Origin of the sequence: Exiguobacterium sp. MH3, assembly GCF_000496635.1 — a bacterium.
Classification (GTDB): domain Bacteria; phylum Bacillota; class Bacilli; order Exiguobacteriales; family Exiguobacteriaceae; genus Exiguobacterium_A; species Exiguobacterium_A indicum.
In genome coordinates, this window is the sequence record NC_022794.1 from 790,044 (window position 1) to 809,792 (window position 19,749).

At 47.9% G+C, this 19,749-nt stretch carries 19 protein-coding genes; 17 read left to right on the forward strand and 2 right to left on the reverse strand.

What is annotated here, in order from left to right:
• Positions 1 to 64 precede the first annotated feature (64 nt).
• Positions 65 to 673 (forward strand): helix-hairpin-helix domain-containing protein, encoded by a 609-nt coding sequence (locus U719_RS03975; RefSeq protein WP_023467429.1) that lies wholly within the window; start codon positions 65 to 67, stop codon positions 671 to 673.
• Positions 673 to 2,835 carry a DNA internalization-related competence protein ComEC/Rec2 gene (locus tag U719_RS03980; RefSeq protein ID WP_023467430.1) on the forward strand — a complete coding sequence of 721 codons (2,163 nt, stop codon included), beginning with the start codon at positions 673 to 675 and terminating at the stop codon, positions 2,833 to 2,835. The genes U719_RS03975 and U719_RS03980 overlap by 1 nt, the downstream gene beginning before the upstream one ends.
• Positions 2,836 to 2,871: 36 nt before the next feature.
• Here U719_RS03980 and U719_RS16580 read toward each other — a convergent pair whose 3' ends face one another.
• Positions 2,872 to 3,033: a YqzM family protein gene (locus tag U719_RS16580; protein WP_023467431.1), complete on the reverse strand. Its 162-nt coding sequence runs from the start codon at positions 3,031 to 3,033 to the stop codon at positions 2,872 to 2,874.
• A gap of 97 nt (positions 3,034 to 3,130) precedes the next feature.
• Between U719_RS16580 and holA the strand changes: the two genes are divergently transcribed.
• Both holA and U719_RS03995 read left to right on the forward strand, forming a co-directional pair.
• On the forward strand, positions 3,131 to 4,135 hold the full coding sequence (holA, locus tag U719_RS03990; protein WP_231681748.1) for a DNA polymerase III subunit delta: 1,005 nt from the start codon (positions 3,131 to 3,133) through the stop codon (positions 4,133 to 4,135).
• A 13-nt stretch (positions 4,136 to 4,148) separates the two neighbouring features.
• Entirely contained in the window at positions 4,149 to 4,592 is a 444-nt protein-coding gene (locus tag U719_RS03995) for a GNAT family N-acetyltransferase (protein ID WP_041255011.1), read from the forward strand.
• 126 nt (positions 4,593 to 4,718) lie between these two features.
• On the opposite strand, the gene rpsT is transcribed toward U719_RS03995, so the two are convergent.
• Positions 4,719 to 4,979, reverse strand: a complete 261-nt coding sequence (gene rpsT / locus U719_RS04000; RefSeq protein WP_023467434.1) for a 30S ribosomal protein S20 — start codon at positions 4,977 to 4,979, stop codon at positions 4,719 to 4,721.
• A gap of 232 nt (positions 4,980 to 5,211) precedes the next feature.
• On the opposite strand from rpsT, the gene lepA reads away from it, so the two are divergent.
• The 13 genes from lepA to deoC all read left to right on the forward strand — a co-directional run bounded on the left by lepA (position 5,212) and on the right by deoC (position 19,728).
• Positions 5,212 to 7,035 (forward strand): translation elongation factor 4, encoded by a 1,824-nt coding sequence (gene lepA, locus U719_RS04005; protein WP_023467435.1) that lies wholly within the window; start codon positions 5,212 to 5,214, stop codon positions 7,033 to 7,035.
• Positions 7,036 to 7,093: 58 nt separating this feature from the next.
• Positions 7,094 to 8,239, forward strand: a complete 1,146-nt coding sequence (gene hemW, locus U719_RS04010) for a radical SAM family heme chaperone HemW (protein ID WP_023467437.1) — start codon at positions 7,094 to 7,096, stop codon at positions 8,237 to 8,239.
• A 315-nt stretch (positions 8,240 to 8,554) separates the two neighbouring features.
• Positions 8,555 to 9,589: a heat-inducible transcriptional repressor HrcA gene (hrcA, locus tag U719_RS04015; RefSeq protein ID WP_023467439.1), complete on the forward strand. Its 1,035-nt coding sequence runs from the start codon at positions 8,555 to 8,557 to the stop codon at positions 9,587 to 9,589.
• Between the two features lie 24 nt (positions 9,590 to 9,613).
• Positions 9,614 to 10,171 carry a nucleotide exchange factor GrpE gene (grpE, locus tag U719_RS04020; protein WP_023467440.1) on the forward strand — a complete coding sequence of 186 codons (558 nt, stop codon included), beginning with the start codon at positions 9,614 to 9,616 and terminating at the stop codon, positions 10,169 to 10,171.
• 52 nt (positions 10,172 to 10,223) lie between these two features.
• Entirely contained in the window at positions 10,224 to 12,050 is a 1,827-nt protein-coding gene (gene dnaK / locus U719_RS04025) for a molecular chaperone DnaK (RefSeq protein ID WP_023467441.1), read from the forward strand.
• A 132-nt stretch (positions 12,051 to 12,182) separates the two neighbouring features.
• Positions 12,183 to 13,289, forward strand: a complete 1,107-nt coding sequence (dnaJ, locus tag U719_RS04030) for a molecular chaperone DnaJ (protein WP_023467442.1) — start codon at positions 12,183 to 12,185, stop codon at positions 13,287 to 13,289.
• A 25-nt stretch (positions 13,290 to 13,314) separates the two neighbouring features.
• Entirely contained in the window at positions 13,315 to 14,262 is a 948-nt protein-coding gene (gene prmA, locus U719_RS04035; RefSeq protein WP_023467443.1) for a 50S ribosomal protein L11 methyltransferase, read from the forward strand.
• Between the two features lie 4 nt (positions 14,263 to 14,266).
• Positions 14,267 to 15,013, forward strand: coding sequence for a 16S rRNA (uracil(1498)-N(3))-methyltransferase (locus U719_RS04040; protein WP_023467444.1), 747 nt, complete (start codon positions 14,267 to 14,269; stop codon positions 15,011 to 15,013).
• 5 nt (positions 15,014 to 15,018) lie between these two features.
• Complete coding sequence (gene mtaB, locus U719_RS04045) at positions 15,019 to 16,353, forward strand: tRNA (N(6)-L-threonylcarbamoyladenosine(37)-C(2))-methylthiotransferase MtaB (RefSeq protein WP_023467445.1); 1,335 nt, start codon at positions 15,019 to 15,021, stop codon at positions 16,351 to 16,353.
• 107 nt (positions 16,354 to 16,460) lie between these two features.
• Positions 16,461 to 17,156, forward strand: a complete 696-nt coding sequence (rluF, locus tag U719_RS04050; RefSeq protein ID WP_023467446.1) for a 23S rRNA pseudouridine(2604) synthase RluF — start codon at positions 16,461 to 16,463, stop codon at positions 17,154 to 17,156.
• Between the two features lie 47 nt (positions 17,157 to 17,203).
• Positions 17,204 to 18,085: an EamA family transporter RarD gene (gene rarD / locus U719_RS04055; RefSeq protein WP_217448895.1), complete on the forward strand. Its 882-nt coding sequence runs from the start codon at positions 17,204 to 17,206 to the stop codon at positions 18,083 to 18,085.
• Positions 18,086 to 18,101: 16 nt separating this feature from the next.
• Positions 18,102 to 18,986 (forward strand): EamA family transporter RarD, encoded by an 885-nt coding sequence (gene rarD / locus U719_RS04060; protein ID WP_023467448.1) that lies wholly within the window; start codon positions 18,102 to 18,104, stop codon positions 18,984 to 18,986.
• A 76-nt stretch (positions 18,987 to 19,062) separates the two neighbouring features.
• Entirely contained in the window at positions 19,063 to 19,728 is a 666-nt protein-coding gene (deoC, locus tag U719_RS04065; RefSeq protein ID WP_023467449.1) for a deoxyribose-phosphate aldolase, read from the forward strand.
• Positions 19,729 to 19,749 lie beyond the last annotated feature (21 nt).

A 19,749-nucleotide genomic window follows, 5' to 3' on the forward strand; every position in this document is an offset into this window, starting at 1 on the left:
TATTCCTTCGTTTCCTGAAGTCCGTAGCGACCTGTTAGAGTCGTGGAGAAAGGAGGGATTCGTCTTGACCGTTCCACGTTTGCAACAGATCGCAGGTCTCGTCGTCGTCCTGCTACTCATCATTTTATTGTTCGTACCATTACCCTCTTGTTCGAATGAAGCGATGGTCGATCAACCGTCCTTAACGGATAAACAACAAGAGGCAAAAGCAGAGCCAGCAGAAAAAGATACCTCGATTCGTGACAAACTCATCATGGTCGATGTGAAAGGGGCGGTAGAAGCACCTGGACCCTATCAATTTCACCTCGGTGATCGAGTGAAGGATGCAATCGAAAAAGCAAAGACGACTGAGAAAGCTGACATTCGACAAATGAATCTCGCGGCACGTCTCATTGATGGACAGGAAGTCATCGTGCCGGTAAAAAAGACGAAAGATCAGCCGAAACCAACGAAACGCTCAAAAGCAGAGATACCAAAAGGACTGATTGACCTCAATGCGGCAACGGCGGAACAGTTGATGGAGGTTCCGGGAATCGGTCCTGCCAAAGCAGAAGCGATCTTAGCCTATCGTGAGGAGAAGGGGGGATTTGCGACGTATGAATCACTCGGAGATGTGAAGGGCTTTGGGGAAAAGACGTTAGAATCGCTTAAATCCTACCTGATCGTCTACTGATGCCACTTCATGCGCTGTTCGTTCTCTTACTCATTGTCGCCATTAAAGAATCGATCTGGTGGTTAGTGACGCTGATGCTATTTACTGTCATGAAGTCATGGTCTTTTTCAATCGGTCGTCTTTTCTTTTTGTTCATTCTGAGTTGTCTATTCATCGGAATGGGTCATCTGTCACCTGAACCGCACGACGTCTCGTCTGTTGACATCTTATCAGGTAAGCGTAATGGGGATCGAATTCGCTATGAGGCGGAGAGCAACGGTCAATCGATTCTATTGACGGCAACGATTGCAGAAGATGAGACAGGATACGAACGAATCGGTTACTCCTGTCACGTCGATACGGAACCGCTCGATGTCCGTCAACAATCGAATGCGGGAGGTTTTGACGAACTGCAATTCATGCATACGAATCGTTACGCTGGAAAGTGGGAAGTACGTTCGTTTGATTCCTGTCATCCGACACTTGGATATGCGGCAGAAGGAAGACGGGTACGTGAAGCATGGTTGAAACGGATAGAAGACTTGTTACCACAAAAGCAAGCATTCTACGTCGAAGCACTTGTATTTGGTGAGGATCGATTAATGGATCAAGTGACGCTCGAACGGTTTAAGAAATTCGGCTTATTACATGCGATCGTCATCTCAGGATCACATATCGCTTTTTTAGTGTTTAGTCTGCTGTACGTCTTACGAAAAATCAGGATGACAAAAGAAAAACGACTTGATATCGTTCTGATTTTACTGCCGATTTACGGATGGTTGACGGAGTGGAGTCCTCCAGTCACTCGGGCTGTGCTCGTCGCGATCATTCTGTTGCTCGGTCGTCGTTTCCACAAACCGTTAGATCCGGTCGAGGTCATTGCGGGGGTCGCGGCTTTTCAATTAGCGATTCAACCAACTGTCATTTACGATATCGGATTTCAATTGACGGTCGGACTGACGCTGTTTCTTGTGCTGTCGAGACGACTCATGGGTTCGGTTCGTCGTCCTTGGAACTGGCTACTTATCAGTGCGTGGGCACAATTCGGAACCCTTTTGTTTTTACAGGGGATTGAACAAACAACGGTTTCAATCTGGTCTCCGTTGTTGAATTTATTAATTGGTAGCTGGATTGAGTGGGTGATTCTGCCAGGATCGTTCCTCCTTGCGACGCTTCCATTTTTACCGCTCAGTTCGACGTTTCAGATTGCGCATCAGTACGCGATTCAATGGATGGACCAAGCATTACAGCTAGCGGAACATCTGCCGTTAGCAATGGTTGCCGTTCCAACATTTTCTCCGATCGTCTTGACAATCGTCGTTGTCGGAACGGGAATCGCTTGGTTCATTGCTGAACGGAGATGGTGGGGGCATGCTCTCCCATTGGTCCTTTTGCTTACGGCATGGGGTTACACGGAGTGGCACGTACCTGAACAAATCACGTTTTTAGATGTCGGGCAAGGGGATAGTATCGTACTTGAGAAAGCAGGAGAAACGTTCGTCGTAGACACAGGTGGTGTTTATCAGCAAACGACGCATCCACTGCTTCGTCCGTTTGATCCGGGTAGTCATATCGTCGCGCCCTTTTTATTCACACGAGGAGAAGCAGAAATCGACGGTCTCATCGTGACACATGCTGATCACGATCACGTCGGTGGACTGCTAGGATTACTGCGTCAAGTTCGTGTGAAAACCATTTATTTAGGGGCGTATGACAACACGGATGAGAAGCGAAACGATTTGATTCATTCGATCGAAGCAACTGGAACGCATGTCAAGTTCGTTCAAAAGGGACAAACGATTCGTCCTTGGTTACATGTACTTGCACCGACTGGACGAGAAGAAGAAGAGAACGATCGGTCTATTATATTACTTGCACAGATTGCCAAACAACGTGTTTTACTGACGGGTGACGCTGGCCTAGCAATCGAGGACGAATTAACGATTGGTCCGATCGATATTCTAAAAGCAGGTCATCATGGTTCGAACACGTCGACCGGTGAAGAACTCTTGCAGAAGACAAATCCGAAGATTGTCATCTTATCAGTCGGACGAAAAAATCGATACGGGCATCCGCATCCGGACGTGCTTGAGCGGATCGGGACAGATCGGATCGTCTTTCGAACGGATGAGGACGGGAGTGTAACTTGTTCTTCAGCGGGCTGTGAACCTATGATAAAATAAAAAAACAGCAACCCCCCAAGGTTGCTGTTTTACTGATTATAGACTTAAGAACTTAATTGCGACACCGATGATGAACAAGACTGCGAAGAAGCCGAATGATGCACCAAAACCAACGGCAGAGTCGAGCGCATCGTTGCGTTTTGATTGAATATCGTTCTCGAACGCGTTTTCACTTGGTGGGCGTACTGAATGTGCCATGCTGCATTCCCCCTTAATAGATTCCGCTTCTAGTATAGCGGAATAAAAGAGGATTATCTATGATGAAGTTAAGAACAAACTGTGAAATGTGGTGGGAATGATGAAAACTCCTTGGCTCGTCAATGGAAAATTAGCGAATTTATACTTATTATATGGAACAGAACGACACTTGTTAGAAGAATGGGAACGTGAAATCGTAAAAGCGGCTCTTCCGGACGGAGAACGCTTTGATTATATGAAAATCGATTTGAACGACCAACCGCTTGATGCGGTACTCGATGAAGCGGAGACGGTACCCTTTTTAAGCGACTACCGTGTCGTCGTTGCAAAACCTGCAACGTTTCTGACAGGAGCGAAAGATAAAAAACAACATAATCTCGAACGGTTAGCAGATTATATCCTACAACCGGCAGACTACGCGGTGGTTGTCTTGATCGTCGAAGCAGAAAAGCTCGATGAACGAAAAACCGTCGTCAAACGATTGAAGGAGCGCGCGACGGTACTAGAGGCAAAAAAACCGACGACCGAAGAGTTGTTCCGCTTCGTTCTGGATGCTGTCAACGACAAAGGATACCGGATGGAACGTCCAGCAATCGAGCGACTCATTTTCTTGACTGCTGAGATGTGGGGGACATTAGCCCATGAACTTGAGAAGTTGATGTTGTTTGCAGGGGACCGACCAACAATCGAAATCGAGGATGTCGATTTGCTTGTTCCGCGAACATTAGAGGACAACGTCTTTCAATTAACGGACTACTTGATGAAGCGTCAACTCGAACCAGCGATCCGCTTGATTCGCGACCTTGAAAAACAAGGACAGGAAGTGTTGGCTCTCCTTGGACTGATGGCACGCCAATACCGGATGATGTTGCTATCGAAACGATTAGCAGAACAAGGATACGGAGAACGACAAATCGCATCAAAAGTCGGAGCTCATCCGTATGCGATCAAATTGGCACTCCAGTCTGCAAAACGGTTTACGTTTGCGCAGCTCGAGCAAGCACTCATCGCCATCACGACGACAGATGAAGGTATGAAAACAGGACGCGGTGATAAGAAGATTCTATTCGATGCGTTGATTGTTCGCTTAGCGACGCTATAAGAGGAGGCAAACGATGATGGAAGTCCAGATCATTACAGCAGAAGAGGTCATCCCATTACGGCATGATGTGTTACGTCCCCATCAACCACGTGAAGCATGTATCTACCCAGACGATGCGCTTGCATCGACGTTTCATCTCGGCGGGATAAAAGCACAACAAATCGTCGCAATCGGTAGTTTCTCGGAACAATCTCATGCACAAGCGCCAGGAGCGACGTATCAGCTTCGTGGTATGGCGTCGAGTGAAGACGTGCGTGGTGAAGGGTATGGTCGGGCGCTGATTGAAGAAGCCCGTCGTCTATTGAAAGAACGACAAGTGACAGCATGGTGGTGTAACGCCCGCGTCACGGCACTTCCTTTTTATGAGCGCCTCGGACTGGAACGTGTTGGAGAACCGTTCCTCATTGAAGGGATCGGTCTTCACTATGTCATGATCGATCGTCTAGACGACAAGTAAGACAAGAAATGGCGGACGAAGGAATCGTTTTACACGAGTCCTTCGTCCGCCATTTTAGATCATATAAAAAATCGCCACTGGAGATACCTCCTAGTGGCGACCCATCACCGTATTCTTCGGAAAGAATTAAAGTGCGTTTACGAGTTTAGCGAGACGTGATTTGTCACGACCAGCTTTGTTGCTGTGGATGAGACCTTTAGCAGCAGCTTTGTCGATTTTTTTAGAAGCTGTAGCGAAAGCAAGGACCGCTTGGTCTTTGTTACCTTCAGCTGCGAAAGTTTCGACTGCTTTAATCGCTGAACGCATTGCCGATTTACGTTGTACGTTAGCGACGCGGCGTTTTTCAGCTGTTTTAACGCGTTTGATTGCTGATTTAATGTTAGCCATGGATGATTCACCTCCAATAAAACTCATTCGAGATTTATATTCGCATATCTGCAGTTATCGTTCAACAGAACAAACACAATTGTAGCAAACGTTTTTCTTAAAAGCAATACGACGTCTAGGGAATCTTCACATTTTGTTTTTCGGGTAAAACAAAACGAGATAGTACAGTGAAGCGCTTTTTGGTATAATGAACCGTATGTACGTTTGAAAATAAGGTAAGGTGACTCTAAACATGACGAATGAAGACCGTTTAAAGCGGCAGAAGAGTATTCGTAACTTCTCGATCATTGCCCATATCGATCACGGGAAGTCGACACTCGCTGACCGAATTTTAGAAAAAACTGGCGCGTTGACATCGCGCGAAATGAAAGATCAGACACTTGATGCCATGGATCTCGAACGTGAGCGTGGCATCACGATTAAACTCAACGCTGTTCAATTGAAGTATACAGCAAAAGATGGGGAAGATTACATTCTTCACCTCATTGATACACCTGGACACGTCGACTTCACATATGAAGTCTCGCGTTCACTTGCAGCTTGTGAAGGGGCTGTCCTCGTCGTCGATGCGGCGCAAGGAATCGAAGCGCAGACGCTTGCGAACGTTTACTTAGCACTCGACAACGATCTCGAAATCCTTCCGATCATTAACAAAATCGATTTACCTTCTGCGGATGTCGAACGCGTCCGTCAAGAAATCGAAGATGTCATCGGACTTGATGCATCTGAAGCCGTTCCGACTTCTGCGAAGGCAGGGATTGGTATTGAAGAAATTCTCGAACAAATCGTCGAGAAAGTACCAGCGCCGACGGGTGATCCGTCTGCACCACTCGAAGCATTGATCTTTGACTCCTATTATGACGCTTACCGTGGTGTCGTAGCATCGATTCGAATCGTCAACGGAACAGTTAAAGTCGGCGATAAGATTCGGATGATGTCGACAGGTAAGGACTTTGAGGTTCTGGAACTTGCCGTTGCGACACCAAAACCATTACGTCAGCAAGAATTGACGGTCGGTGATGTTGGAACGTTGTCTGCTTCGATCAAAACGGTCGGCGACGTACGTGTCGGGGATACGATTACGCTTGCGAAACAGCCAGCTACTGAAGCACTGCCAGGATACCGTAAGATGAATCCGATGGTATACTGTGGACTCTATCCAATCGATGCTGCGAAATACAACGATTTACGAGAAGCGCTTGAAAAACTACAACTTAGTGACGCGGCGCTTGAGTTCGAACCAGAGACATCACAAGCACTCGGATTCGGATTCCGTTGTGGATTCCTCGGGATGCTCCACATGGAAATCATCCAGGAGCGAATCGAACGTGAATTCAACATCGATATGATCACGACGGCACCATCGGTTATCTATCACGTGACGACGACAGCGGGTGAAGTCTTGCACGTCGATAACCCATCGAAGATGCCGGATCAGCAAAAAGTCGAATTCATCGAAGAGCCGTTCGTTAAGGCTGCTGTCATGACACCGAATGATTACGTCGGTGCGATCATGGAGTTGTGTCAAAAGAAGCGTGGGACATTCGTTGACATGCAATACATCGATACGACACGTGTCAAAATCACGTATGAGTTACCGTTATCTGAGATCGTCTACGACTTCTTCGATCAGTTGAAATCGAGTACGAAAGGGTATGCGTCACTTGATTATGAATTGATCGGCTACCAACAGTCGCGTCTCGTCAAGATGGACATCCTGCTCAACAACGAGAACGTCGATGCGCTCAGCTTCATCGTTCACCGTGACTTTGCGTACGAACGCGGGAAAGTCATCGTTGATAAGTTGAAAGAATTGATTCCGCGGATGCAGTTCGAAGTGCCGATACAGGCCGCTGTCGGAACGAAGATCGTTGCTCGTTCGACGATCAAGGCATTACGGAAGAACGTTCTCGCGAAATGTTACGGGGGAGATATCTCTCGGAAACGGAAGCTGCTCGAGAAGCAAAAAGAAGGTAAGAAACGCATGAAGATGGTAGGCTCAGTAGAGGTACCGCAAGAAGCCTTCATGTCCGTTCTATCCATGGACGAAGATTAAACAGGTGGGGGGCGCTTGCGTCCCCTTTTTGGTTTTTATAGAGAAAGGATGAGGCGAAATGGGAATACGCGCCGCATATGTCCACATCCCTTTTTGTGAACATATTTGTTATTACTGTGATTTCAATAAAGTCTTTTTAAAGAATCAGCCCGTCGATGAATACCTCGATGCGCTTGAACGCGAAATCGAACTGACGTTGAAACAATACCCGACGGATCATCTCGAGACGATCTTCATCGGTGGCGGAACACCAACCGCTTTAAATGAACCACAGATGCAACGGTTGATGGAAATCATCCAGAAACACTTGTTGCCCCTGACAGGCGATGATTTAGAGTATACAGTCGAGTCGAACCCGGACGGTGTATCAGAAGAGAAGCTCGATATCATGAAGGCGGGCGGTGTCAATCGCGTCAGTTTCGGTGTCCAATCGTTTGATGACGGTTTGCTCGAACGCATCGGTCGGACGCACCGGGAAGCAAAAGTCGCGCAGACGCTCGACGCAGCGGCAAAACGGTTTGATAACATCTCCGTCGACTTGATGTTCGGCTTACCGAATCAGACGCTCGATCAGGTCCGCTACGACGTCTCGCGTGCACTTCAATTACCGATCACGCATATCTCCTCCTATTCGTTGATTTTAGAACCGCACACGGTCTTTGCGATTCAAGAGCGAAAAGGAAAGTTACCGCTACCGACGCAAGATCTCGAGGCAGAGATGTATCAAGTGATGATCGATACGATCGAAGCAGGTGGATATGCGCAGTATGAGATCTCGAACTTCGCGCAAACAGGAAAAGAGAGTCGTCATAATCGCGTCTACTGGGAAAACGATGAGTACTACGGATTCGGTGCAGGATCACACAGCTATATCAATCAGACGCGTCGTGCGAACATCGCACCAATTCCGCACTATATCAAGGCGGAAGGGTTACCGGTTCGAAAAGAGACGCCGTTGACGAACGTCGAGCGGATGGAAGAAGAGATGTTCCTCGGACTTCGAATGAAGGATGGCGTATCACTCGAACGTTTCCAGACGAAATATGGAGTAGCGTTTAAAGATGTGTTTGGTGAAGTCATGAAACGTTTATTGCCAAACGGTCTCGTCGAACAGACGGAGACACATATCCGTTTGACGCCTGCTGGAGTTCCATTAGCGAACGAAGTCTTTGCGGAGTTCATCGGTGAAGCGCAGGTTCAATGAATCTTAAATAAATGAAAGGAAGCGGTGTTCCCTAAAAAAGAGGAAGACCGCTTCTTTTCATTTTTTGGATTTCCTTAAAAAATAGGCAGTCGTTCCGATGACCGCGATGAACAGCCAGACAAAGACTCCTGCCATTGCCAATAATTCAATCATCCGATTCATCCTTTCCATTCTTTGTTTCACTGTATCGCAGAATGGGAAACTGTTCAAAGGGTCACGCAATTCGGTTGACATCGGACGGACAATTCCTTATAGTAAAAGATGTAATTAGCACTCGTTAAAAGTGAGTGCTAACAAAATAAGGTGGTGAAGAAGGTGCTGACGGATCGTCAATTGTTGATTTTGCGTGCAATCGTCGATGACTATATCAAGACCGCTCAACCCGTCGGCTCACGGACGCTCTCGAAACGAGACGACGTGACGTTCAGTTCCGCGACCATTCGTAACGAGATGGCGGACCTCGAAGAGATGGGTCTGATTGAAAAGCCACACACTTCCGCAGGACGGATTCCTTCCGAACTCGGATATCGTTTTTATGTCGACCATCTGATTCGTCCGGAAAGCATCACACCAAAAGAAGCACAGGCATTGAAATCACTCTTTGCCCATTCCGTGAATGAGAATGATCGGTTGATTCGGCATACAGCAGACCTGTTGAGCGATTTAACCCATTACACGACACTTGTACTTGGTCCAAAAGAAGAAGGGCAACGCCTGCATCATCTGGAATTGATTCCTCTTGCCGAAGGTCGTGTCGTCATCGTTCTCGTCACGGAGACAGGACATGTCGAACACAAGACATTGCAATTGAATCAAGCGTTGTCCCAAGAAGCAGCGAGCCGGCTGATGGAACGTCTGAATCAGACGTTACGCGGTACGCCGCTCTCAGCCTTACGCAGTCGTCTGCTCGAGGAAATCCGTCGCTTCCGTTCAGAGCATTCTGAACAGACGGTGTTGCTTTCGAAGGCACTTGATCTCGTATTGACGGATCAAGAGGAACGACCGTTCATTTATCTGGGCGGGAAAGCCAACATGTTCGATCAGCCCGAATTTCAGGACGTCGCAAAACTACGACCTGTTCTCGAGTTGATCGAACAGCAAGAAGCCGTTCTCGACTTCCTACGACCGAATCTCGATAATCAAATCCTGATCACGATCGGGAGTGAGAACAATGTGGATGCATTAAAAGATTGTAGCGTCATCCGGGCCCATTATTCGGTCGACGGTGTCTCGATCGGGACACTCGCCTTGATCGGACCGAAACGGATGGATTACAACCGGGGAATCAACTCGATCATCCATCTACTTCAAGCATTCCAAACCGAATTGCATAAGAACAATTTGGATTGAATATAGAAAGGGGCTCGATTCAGAGTGGAAGAAAAAGAACAGAATCAAAACCTCCAACAAGAAGAAAACGTGACAGAGCCGACTGAAACCGTCGAAGTCACAGAAGAAGAAGTCATTCAAGCGGATCTCGTCGAAGATGAGAAACCAGACTTCGAAGCACAACTCGCAGAAGCAAAAGCTTCAGAATTACGCCTCCGTGCGGATTTTGAGAACTTCAAGCGTCGTAACCGTGTCGAAGCAGAGAATCGCGCGAAGTATTCTTCACAAGCGATCGTCGAAAAGCTGTTACCACTCGTCGATAACTTGGACCGTGCGCTCCAAATCGAGACGGAAAACGAGGAGACGAAATCCGTCTTGACGGGTGTTGAGATGGTGAAACGTCAACTCGTCGAAACGCTTCAAAATGAAGGCGTCGTCGAGATTCCAGCAGTCGGTGAAGCGTTCGATCCGAACTTACACCAAGCGGTCGTTCAAGAAGCGAGCGAAGAACACGAATCAGGTGTCGTCATCGCTGAATTCCAAAAAGGGTACAAATTGCACGATCGTGTGATTCGTCCGAGTATGGTTAAAGTAGCTGAGTAATCAGCAAGTAGGCACTTGAATATTCTAATCATTGAAAGCGAGGAAATAGATCATGGCAAAAATCATCGGTATTGACTTAGGTACAACGAACTCATGTGTTGCAGTAATGGAAGGTGGCGAACCTGTCGTCATCGCTAACGCAGAAGGAAACCGTACGACACCATCTGTCGTCGCATTCAAAAACGGCGAGCGTCAAGTAGGGGAAGTCGCAAAACGTCAAGCAATCACGAACCCGAACACGATCATGTCGATCAAGCGTCATATGGGTACGGACTATAAAGTAGAAGTCGAAGGCAAAGACTACACACCACAAGAAGTCTCTGCGATCATCCTTCAAAAACTAAAAGCGCAAGCAGAAGACTACCTCGGTGAAAAAGTCACAGAAGCTGTCATCACAGTACCTGCTTACTTCAACGATGCAGAACGCCAAGCGACAAAAGACGCTGGTACGATTGCTGGTCTTGATGTAAAACGGATCATCAACGAGCCTACAGCGGCAGCACTCGCATACGGTCTCGAAAAAGGCGAAGATCACACGATCCTCATCTATGACCTTGGTGGCGGTACGTTCGACGTGTCGATTCTTGAACTTGGTGATGGCGTCTTTGAAGTTGTTTCAACTGCTGGTGACAGCCGTCTTGGTGGAGATGATTTCGACCAAAAAATCATCGACCATCTCGTAGCAGAATTCAAAAAAGAAAACGGCATCGATCTTGCTCAAGATAAGATGGCGCTTCAACGTTTGAAAGATGCAGCTGAAAAAGCGAAAAAAGACCTTTCAGGTGTTTCTTCAACACAAATCAGCCTTCCGTTCATCACAGCTGGCGCATCAGGTCCACTTCACTTGGAAATGACGCTCTCACGCGCGAAATTCGACGATCTCACAGCAGATCTCGTTGAACGTACGATGGAACCAACACGCCGTGCTATGAACGATGCAGGTCTGACACCAGACAAAATCGACAAGATCATCCTCGTTGGTGGTTCGACTCGTATTCCTGCAGTTCAAAAAGCAATCCAAGACTTCACTGGTAAAGAGTCGTTCAAAGGGGTTAACCCGGATGAAGTCGTTGCCCTCGGTGCAGCGGTTCAAGGTGGCGTATTGACAGGAGACGTTAAAGACGTCGTTCTTCTCGACGTAACTCCACTCTCACTCGGTATCGAGACAATGGGTGGCGTGATGACGAAATTGATCGATCGTAACACAACGATCCCAACTTCGAAATCACAAGTCTTCTCGACTGCAGCAGACAGCCAACCAGCTGTTGACATCCACGTCCTCCAAGGGGAACGTCCAATGGCAGCAGATAACAAAACACTTGGTCGCTTCCAATTGACGGACATTCCGCCAGCACCACGTGGTGTGCCACAAATCGAAGTTAAATTCGACATCGACGCGAACGGTATCGTTAACGTTTCTGCGAAAGATCTCGGAACGAACAAAGAACAGTCGATCACGATCCAATCATCAAGCGGTTTGACTGAAGCGGACATCGAGCAAATGGTCAAAGATGCAGAAGCAAACGCGGACGCAGACAACAAGCGTAAAGAAGAAGTCGAATTACGCAACGAAGCAGACCAACTCGTCTTCGCAACAGATAAAGCAATCAAAGACCTCGGTGAGCAAGTCGCTGACGCTGATAAAGAAAAAGCAGAAGTTGCAAAAGAAAAAGTAACAAAAGCTCTCGAAGGAACAGACATCGAAGCAATCCGTTCTGCAAAAGACGAATTGTCGACAGTCGTCCAAGAGTTGACACAAAAAGTCTACGAGAACATGGCACAGCAACAAGCTGGCGCTGAAGGCGCACAAGCTGGTGGTCAAGACGACAACGTCATGGACGCTGAGTTCGAAGAAGTCGACGAGAAAGACAACAAGTAATTCATCCGACCGATTTTTCGGGCGCTAGAGAGAGCCAAAGCGTATCCGCGCTTTGGCTCTTTCCATGTCGCACGAAGTTCGGTAAAATCAAACAGTATGAAATGAATCGGAATAGAGAGAGGAAGACTGCACGTGGAAAAACGCGATTATTATGAAGTACTAGGCGTCGCGCGCGATGCCTCATCAGCGGAAATCAAACGCGCGTACCGTAAGCTTGCCCGGACGTATCACCCGGATGTCAACAAGGAAGCGGATGCGGATGCGAAATTCAAGGAATTATCGGAAGCGTATGAAGTGTTATCCGATGACAATAAACGAGCACGTTACGATCAATTCGGTCACCAAGATCCATCGCAAGGTGGCGGTGGATTCAGTGGAGCTGAAGGATTCGGAGACATCTTCGACATGTTCTTCGGTGGCGGACGTCGTCAAGATCCAAACGCACCACGTAAAGGACAGGATTTACAATACGTCGAGGAAATCGACTTCATGGAATCGGTCACAGGCGTCGAGAAGACGATCACGATCCCAGTCGAAGAAGATTGCGGTACATGTCATGGTTCGGGTGCCAAACCAGGAACACATCCGGAAACATGTAAACGATGTGGTGGTTCGGGGCATATCAACGTCGAACAAAACACGATGTTCGGTCGTGTCGTTAACCAAACGACATGTTCGACATGTCATGGCCGTGGACAAATCGTCAAGGAGCCATGTGAAACATGTCGTGGAGCCGGTCGCGTCCGTAAAAACAAAGATGTCCGTGTCAAAATTCCAGCAGGGATCGACAATGGGCAACAAATTCGTTTAGCAGGTAAAGGGGAAGCCGGTGTCAACGGTGGACCAGCGGGTGACTTGTATGTCGTCGTTCGTGTCGCAGCACACGAACTGTTCGAACGTGTCGACGATCATATCGTCATGGATATGCCACTGACATTCGCACAAGCAACACTCGGTGATGAGATTGAAGTACCAACCGTTCACGGTAAGGTCAGTCTGAAGATTCCAGCCGGCACACAGACAGGATCGCGATTCCGTCTCCGCGGAAAAGGGATGCCGAACGTTCGGTCCGGTCACCATGGCGACCAGTACGTCAACGTCGTCGTCATCACACCGAAGAACCTGACGGAACGTCAAAAAGAACTCTTACGGGAATTCAATGAAATCAGCGATGAAAAAGGTGTCGAAGAGCAACACGAAGGTGTCTTCAGCCGGATCAAGACATTCTTTACAGGGTGATCACTACAGAGGAGCGTGACAAGAAATGAAATGGTCAGAGATCTGTGTCCATACGACACAAGAAGCCATCGAAGCAGTTTCAAACATCTTACATGAAGCGGGAGCAAGCGGAGTCGTCATCGAGGACGTCGAAGATTTCGAGATGATGTCCCACCGCGAAGATAACTTCGGTGAAATTTGGGATGAGACGAAACGGGACGAGTATCCGACTCAAGGTGTACTCGTGAAGGCGTATCTTGCAGAAAGCAGCGATTTGACGGACACGATCAAAGGCATCGAACATGACATCCAACAGTTGACGAACTTCGGTCTGTCGATTGGCTCGGGTGCTGTCACGCTGACTCAAGTAGATGAAGAAGACTGGGCACATTCATGGAAACAATTCTATAAGCCGGTCAAAATCAGTCGTCATCTGACGGTCGTCCCAATGTGGGAAGATTATACACCACAACCGGATGAAAAGATCATCGAGCTCGATCCAGGTATGGCGTTCGGAACAGGAACACACCCGACGACGGTCCTCTGCATTCAAGCGATTGAGAACTACTTGCAAGAGCAAGACCGTGTCGTCGATGTCGGAACGGGATCCGGTGTCTTAGCGATCGCAGCAGCGAAGCTTGGGGCAAAAGATGTCTTTGCACTGGATTTAGACGAAGTCGCTGTCAAATCAGCGACAGAAAACGTCGCTTTGAACGAAGTCAGTGAGCAGATCACGGTTCGTCAAGGCGACTTGATGAAGGAATTGAGTGAGCCGGTCGAGTTGATCGTCGCAAACATCTTAGCGGAAGTCATCCTCCTCTTCGTCAAGGATGCCTATACGTTGACGTTACCAGGCGGTCATTTCATCGCTTCCGGTATCATCAGTCAGAAGAAGGATATGGTCGTAAAAGCGATGCAAGAAGCAGGATTTACGATCGTCGAGACGACGAAGCTTGAGGACTGGGTCGCGATCATCGCGAAACGGGAGGCGTAAACGCATGCAACGGTATTTCGTCGAGCCCTCGATGCGTCAGGGAGATGTCTTTCATCTCCCGAAAGACGACGCACACCATATGAAAAACGTCATGCGGATGGAAGTCGGCGGAGAGATTCTCGTACTCGACGGGACAGGTCTTTACCGGTGCCGTCTGGAAGCACTCGATAAACAAGCGGCTTCTGCCCGGATCGAAGAGACTTTACCGATCGAGACGGAGTTACCGATTCGTGTGACGATCGCCCATGGATTGCCAAAAGGCGATAAGATCGAACTCGTTGCCCAAAAAGCAACGGAACTCGGGATGCATCATCTACGGATTTTCGAAGCCGACCGTTCCGTCTCGAAATGGGATCAGAAGAAGGTTCCGAAAAAGATTGAACGCCTCGAAAAAATCGTCAAGGAAGCAGCGGAACAATCGTACCGTGCCCACTTGCCGACAGTCGACTTCGTGGCGTATGATGAAGTCTTACAGGATGCATCGAACTATACGGCTTGTCTGGTTGCCTATGAAGAATCAGCAAAACAAGGGGAGGCCTCCGTCCTCGCTACGACGCTTGCTGGATTGCAAGAAGGTGATTCCCTTCTTGTCGTCATCGGACCTGAAGGTGGGTTCGCTGAAGCAGAAATCGCACGTTTGACGGATGCCGGTTTTAAAAAAGCCGCTCTAGGGCGTCGCATCTTACGGACGGAAACGGCACCATTTTATGTCCTTTCCGCCGTCTCGTATCATTTTGAATTGAAAGGGTGAACGAAATGGCAACTGTTGCCTTTCAAACGCTTGGCTGTAAAGTCAACCATTACGAAACAGAAGCTGTCTGGCAACTGTTCAAGGACGCTGGCTACGCACGCGTTGATTTTGCGGATCATGCGGACGTGTATGTCGTCAATACATGTACGGTCACGAATACCGGAGATAAGAAAAGTCGCCAAGTCATCCGACGGGCGATTCGCCAAAATCCGGATAGTGTCATCTGCGTAACGGGTTGTTATGCTCAAACGTCTCCTGCTGAGATCATGGCGATTCCTGGCGTCGATGTCGTCGTCGGAACACAAGATCGGCATAAAATGATTGGATACATCGAACAATTCCGTGAAGAACGCATGCCAATCAATGCGGTCGGAAACATCATGAAAGCAAAAGTCTATGAAGAACTGGATGTACCGGCCTTTACGGACCGGACACGGGCTTCGCTGAAAATTCAAGAAGGTTGTAACAACTTCTGTACGTTCTGTATCATCCCATGGGCGCGTGGTCTCATGCGGTCTCGTCAACCGGAAGATGTCTTGAAGCAAGCACAACAGCTCGTTGATGCGGGTTACAAAGAAATCGTCTTGACGGGAATCCATACAGGTGGATACGGAGAAGACTTGAAAGACTACAACTTAGCAAAATTACTTAAAGCACTCGAATCCGTCAATGGACTTGAACGCTTGCGCATCTCGTCGATTGAAGCGAGTCAAATCACGGACGAGGTACTCGATGTCCTGAAGGATTCGCCGATCGTCGTTCGTCACTTGCACGTTCCGATCCAGTCTGCATCCGATACGGTCCTTCGCCGAATGCGCCGCAAGTATACGATGGCGGAATTCGGAGAACGAATCACGCGTCTGAAGGAAGTCCTGCCTGACTGTGCAATCACGTCGGATGTCATCGTTGGTTTCCCAGGTGAGACGGAAGAAGAGTTCATGGAAACGTTCAACTTCATCAATGATCATAAGTTCAGTGAATTGCATGTTTTCCCGTACTCGAAACGGACGGGAACACCAGCTGCGATGATGGACGATCAAGTCGAGGAATCAATCAAAGAAGAACGCGTCGCGCGCTTGATCGCATTATCAGATCAACTCGCGAAGGAATATGCTTCGAAATACGAGGGAGAACTGCTTGAGATCATTCCGGAAGAATTTTCGGAAGAAGCAGGCGGTCGTCTCGTCGGTTACACGGATAACTATCTGCGTGTCGCAATCGAAGGCGATGAGTCAATGATCGGACAACTCGTTCGTGTCAAAATCACGAAAGCCGGCTATCCGATGAATGATGGTCAATTCGTCCGCATCATGCAGACATTAAAAGACGCTGCGGTCTAATCGAAAGGGCAAAGGAAACCTCTGGTTTTCTTTGCCACTTTTTTTGTTTTCATTTCAGGAATGCGCTACACTGAATACAGTTCAATTAAGGAAAGAGGATATCATTCATGCGAATCAACAAATTCATTAGCGAAACGGGTTTTTGCTCAAGACGTGCTGCCGATAAACTGATCGATGCAGGTCGTGTGACGATCAACGGTCTGACAGCAGAACTCGGCTCGCAAGCTGAAGAAACGGACGTCGTCGAAATCGACGGTCAGCCGCTTCAGACAAAACCAAAACCTGTCTACATCGTCTTAAATAAACCAGTCGGCATCACGTGTACGACAGAGCTTGATATCGAAGGAAACATCATCGATTTCGTCAATCATCCGAAGCGGATTTTCCCAATCGGTCGCCTCGATAAAGATTCAGACGGCTTGATTCTGTTGACGAATGACGGTGATGTCGTTAACCGGATCTTACGAGCAGAAAACAATCACGACAAAGAATATATCGTAACCGTCGATGCACCAATTACGGATACGTTCATTCAAGGGATGGCGAGTGGTGTTGACATTCTCGGTACGACAACGAAGGAATGCATCGTTGAACCACTTGAGACACGGACATTCCGGATCATTTTGACGCAAGGGTTAAATCGTCAGATTCGCCGTATGTGTAAAGAGTTCGGCTACCGAGTTAAGCGTCTCCAACGCGTCCGGATCATGAACATCGAGCTTGGCGATTTACCGATTGGTTCTTGGCGAGATTTGACAGAAGAGGAATTACGCGAGTTGTTTACGACGCTTGACGGGCAATAAGGTTCAATGAAAGTCGCCACTGGCGGCTTTCTTCATACATAAGGGGGATGACCGTGGATAAACGGGGTATGAGTGCGACATTTGTCGCCTACGTGATTGGTGGACTGTTGCCGATCTACAAAGTATTTGCTGCTGGTATTCCAGCATGGACGGTCGTTTCAATTCGGATATTGAGTGCGTTCATCTTCGTGACGTTGTTACTACGCCTGACGAAGAAATTCCAATTCGTTCGTCAATTATGGCAAAACAAACGCCAGCGCTATACCGTGCTTGCGGCAGGGCTCGTATTAGGTGGGAACTGGTCGCTCTATCTTTACGCCATCGGGGAAGGGTATATCGTTGAGTCGTCACTCGGGTATTACATCAATCCGCTCGTCAGCGTCTTGTTCGGTTTGATCTTTTTTAAGGAACGATTGACGCGTCCGCAAGTGATTGCGATTTTATCAGCAATCATCGGTGTGATGATTTTAACGCTCGGTTATGGTCAATTTCCGATTATCGCCTTTTCACTTGCCGTCTCGTTCGCATTTTACGGTGTACTAAAGAAAAAGGCAGCAGCCGAACCATTATCCGGATTATTTTTAGAGACACTGGTCACGCTCCCGTTCGCTCTCTTGACGCTTGGTGTGACAGATAGTCAACCGCTTGCGATGCCGACGAGTGCGCTGGTTGCGATCATCATGCTCGGGATCGCAACAGCAGTCCAATTGATGTTATTCGGATACGGAATGCCGAAAATCCCGTTTGTCTACGTCGGGATTCTCCAATACATTGCCCCGACCCTGACGCTACTCCTTGGAATTTATCTATTTAATGACGTCTTTACGACGATTCACTTCATCGCTTTCCTGTTCATTTGGATTGCTGTTGCTCTCTTTACGATCAGCGGTTTATCGGCAGGAAAAATGCGAATGAAGAAGGTATCATAATGAAAGAAGGGATTACGTGAATCTACCAGGATTCTTTGCGACACTTGTCGCGTATATCATTTGGGGACTCTTACCGCTCTACTGGAAGATGCTCGCCAACGTACCGAGTGAAGAGATACTGGCACACCGGATTATCTGGTCATTCTTATTTCTGCTCATCTTATTATCATTTCAAAAAGCACTTGGGAAGTGGAAAACGGCGTTACGCGATCCATTCACGCGGCGACTCTTTTTCTTAAACGGACTGATCATCAGTCTGAACTGGTTCATCTATATCTGGGCCGTCAATCATCAATTCATTGTCGAAGCGTCGCTTGGTTATTACATCAATCCGCTTGTCAGCATCGTCTTTGGTGTCGTATTCTTTCGGGAAAAGCTTTCACGGATCGAGTGGATCTCGATTGTCCTTGCGACGATCGGTGTCTTGATTTTGACGATTGGCTACGGCGAGTTTCCATGGATTTCGATCGCACTTGCCTTAAGCTTCGGCTTTTACGGCGTCGTCAAAAAGCGGCGACCACTCGAATCAACGGTCAGTCTGACGCTCGAGACGATGGCGCCGCTTCCGCTGGCTTTGATTTTCCTAGGCTATTGGCAAGTACAAGGGACGTCTTCGATGACCGAATCTGTCGGTACGACGACCGGACTCATCTTGACCGGGATTGTCACCGCTGTTCCACTTTTGTTATTCGGATTCGGGGCACAACGGATTCCGTTCACGTGGGTCGGATTCCTGCAATTCGTCGCACCAACCTTGTCGCTTGGACTCGGTGTGTTGCTGTATCACGAACCATTTACTAAAACGCACATGGTGGCGTTTACATGTATTTGGACGGCAGCAATCGTCTTTACGCTCAATGGTGTCTGGATTCGGAAAAAACAGCTCCGAAAAGTCGCGTAAAAAGATAGAAGTCTGACCTCTTGCGTGATAGAATAAAAACAGAGTCTAAGGGATACCCTTAAGGAGGACAACAAACATGAATTTAGCAGGAATGATCGACCATACGGCACTGAAGCCAGAAACATCACGTGCTCAGATCGAAACACTCTGTAAAGAAGCATTAGAATACAAATTCGCAAGCGTCTGTGTTAACCCAACATACGTCGCGTTAGCAGCAGAACTCTTAAAATCAGATGATGACGTCAAAGTATGTACAGTCATCGGCTTCCCACTTGGAGCAAACACACCAGAAGTAAAAGCATTCGAAACAAAGGATGCGATCCAAAACGGTGCAACTGAAATCGATATGGTTCTCAACATCGGCGCATTAAAAGATGGCGATCTTGAGTTAGTAGAACGTGACATTCGTGCGGTTGTCGAAGCGGCAAACGGTACACTCGTTAAAGTCATCTTCGAAAACTGCCTTCTTACAAAAGAAGAAATCAAAACAGCTGCTGAACTTTCAGTTAAAGCAGGTGCTAACTTCGTGAAGACATCGACTGGTTTCTCAACAGGTGGTGCAACTGTCGAAGACATCCGTCTCATGCGTGAGACAGTTGGTCCTGACATCGGTGTTAAAGCATCTGGTGGCGTTCGTGACTTCGAAGGTGCAAAAGCAATGATCGATGCAGGTGCATCGCGCATTGGCGCATCAGCAGGAATCGCAATCGTTACAGGTGGTACTTCTGATAGCGACTACTAAGAATATCTCAAATGTCCCTCT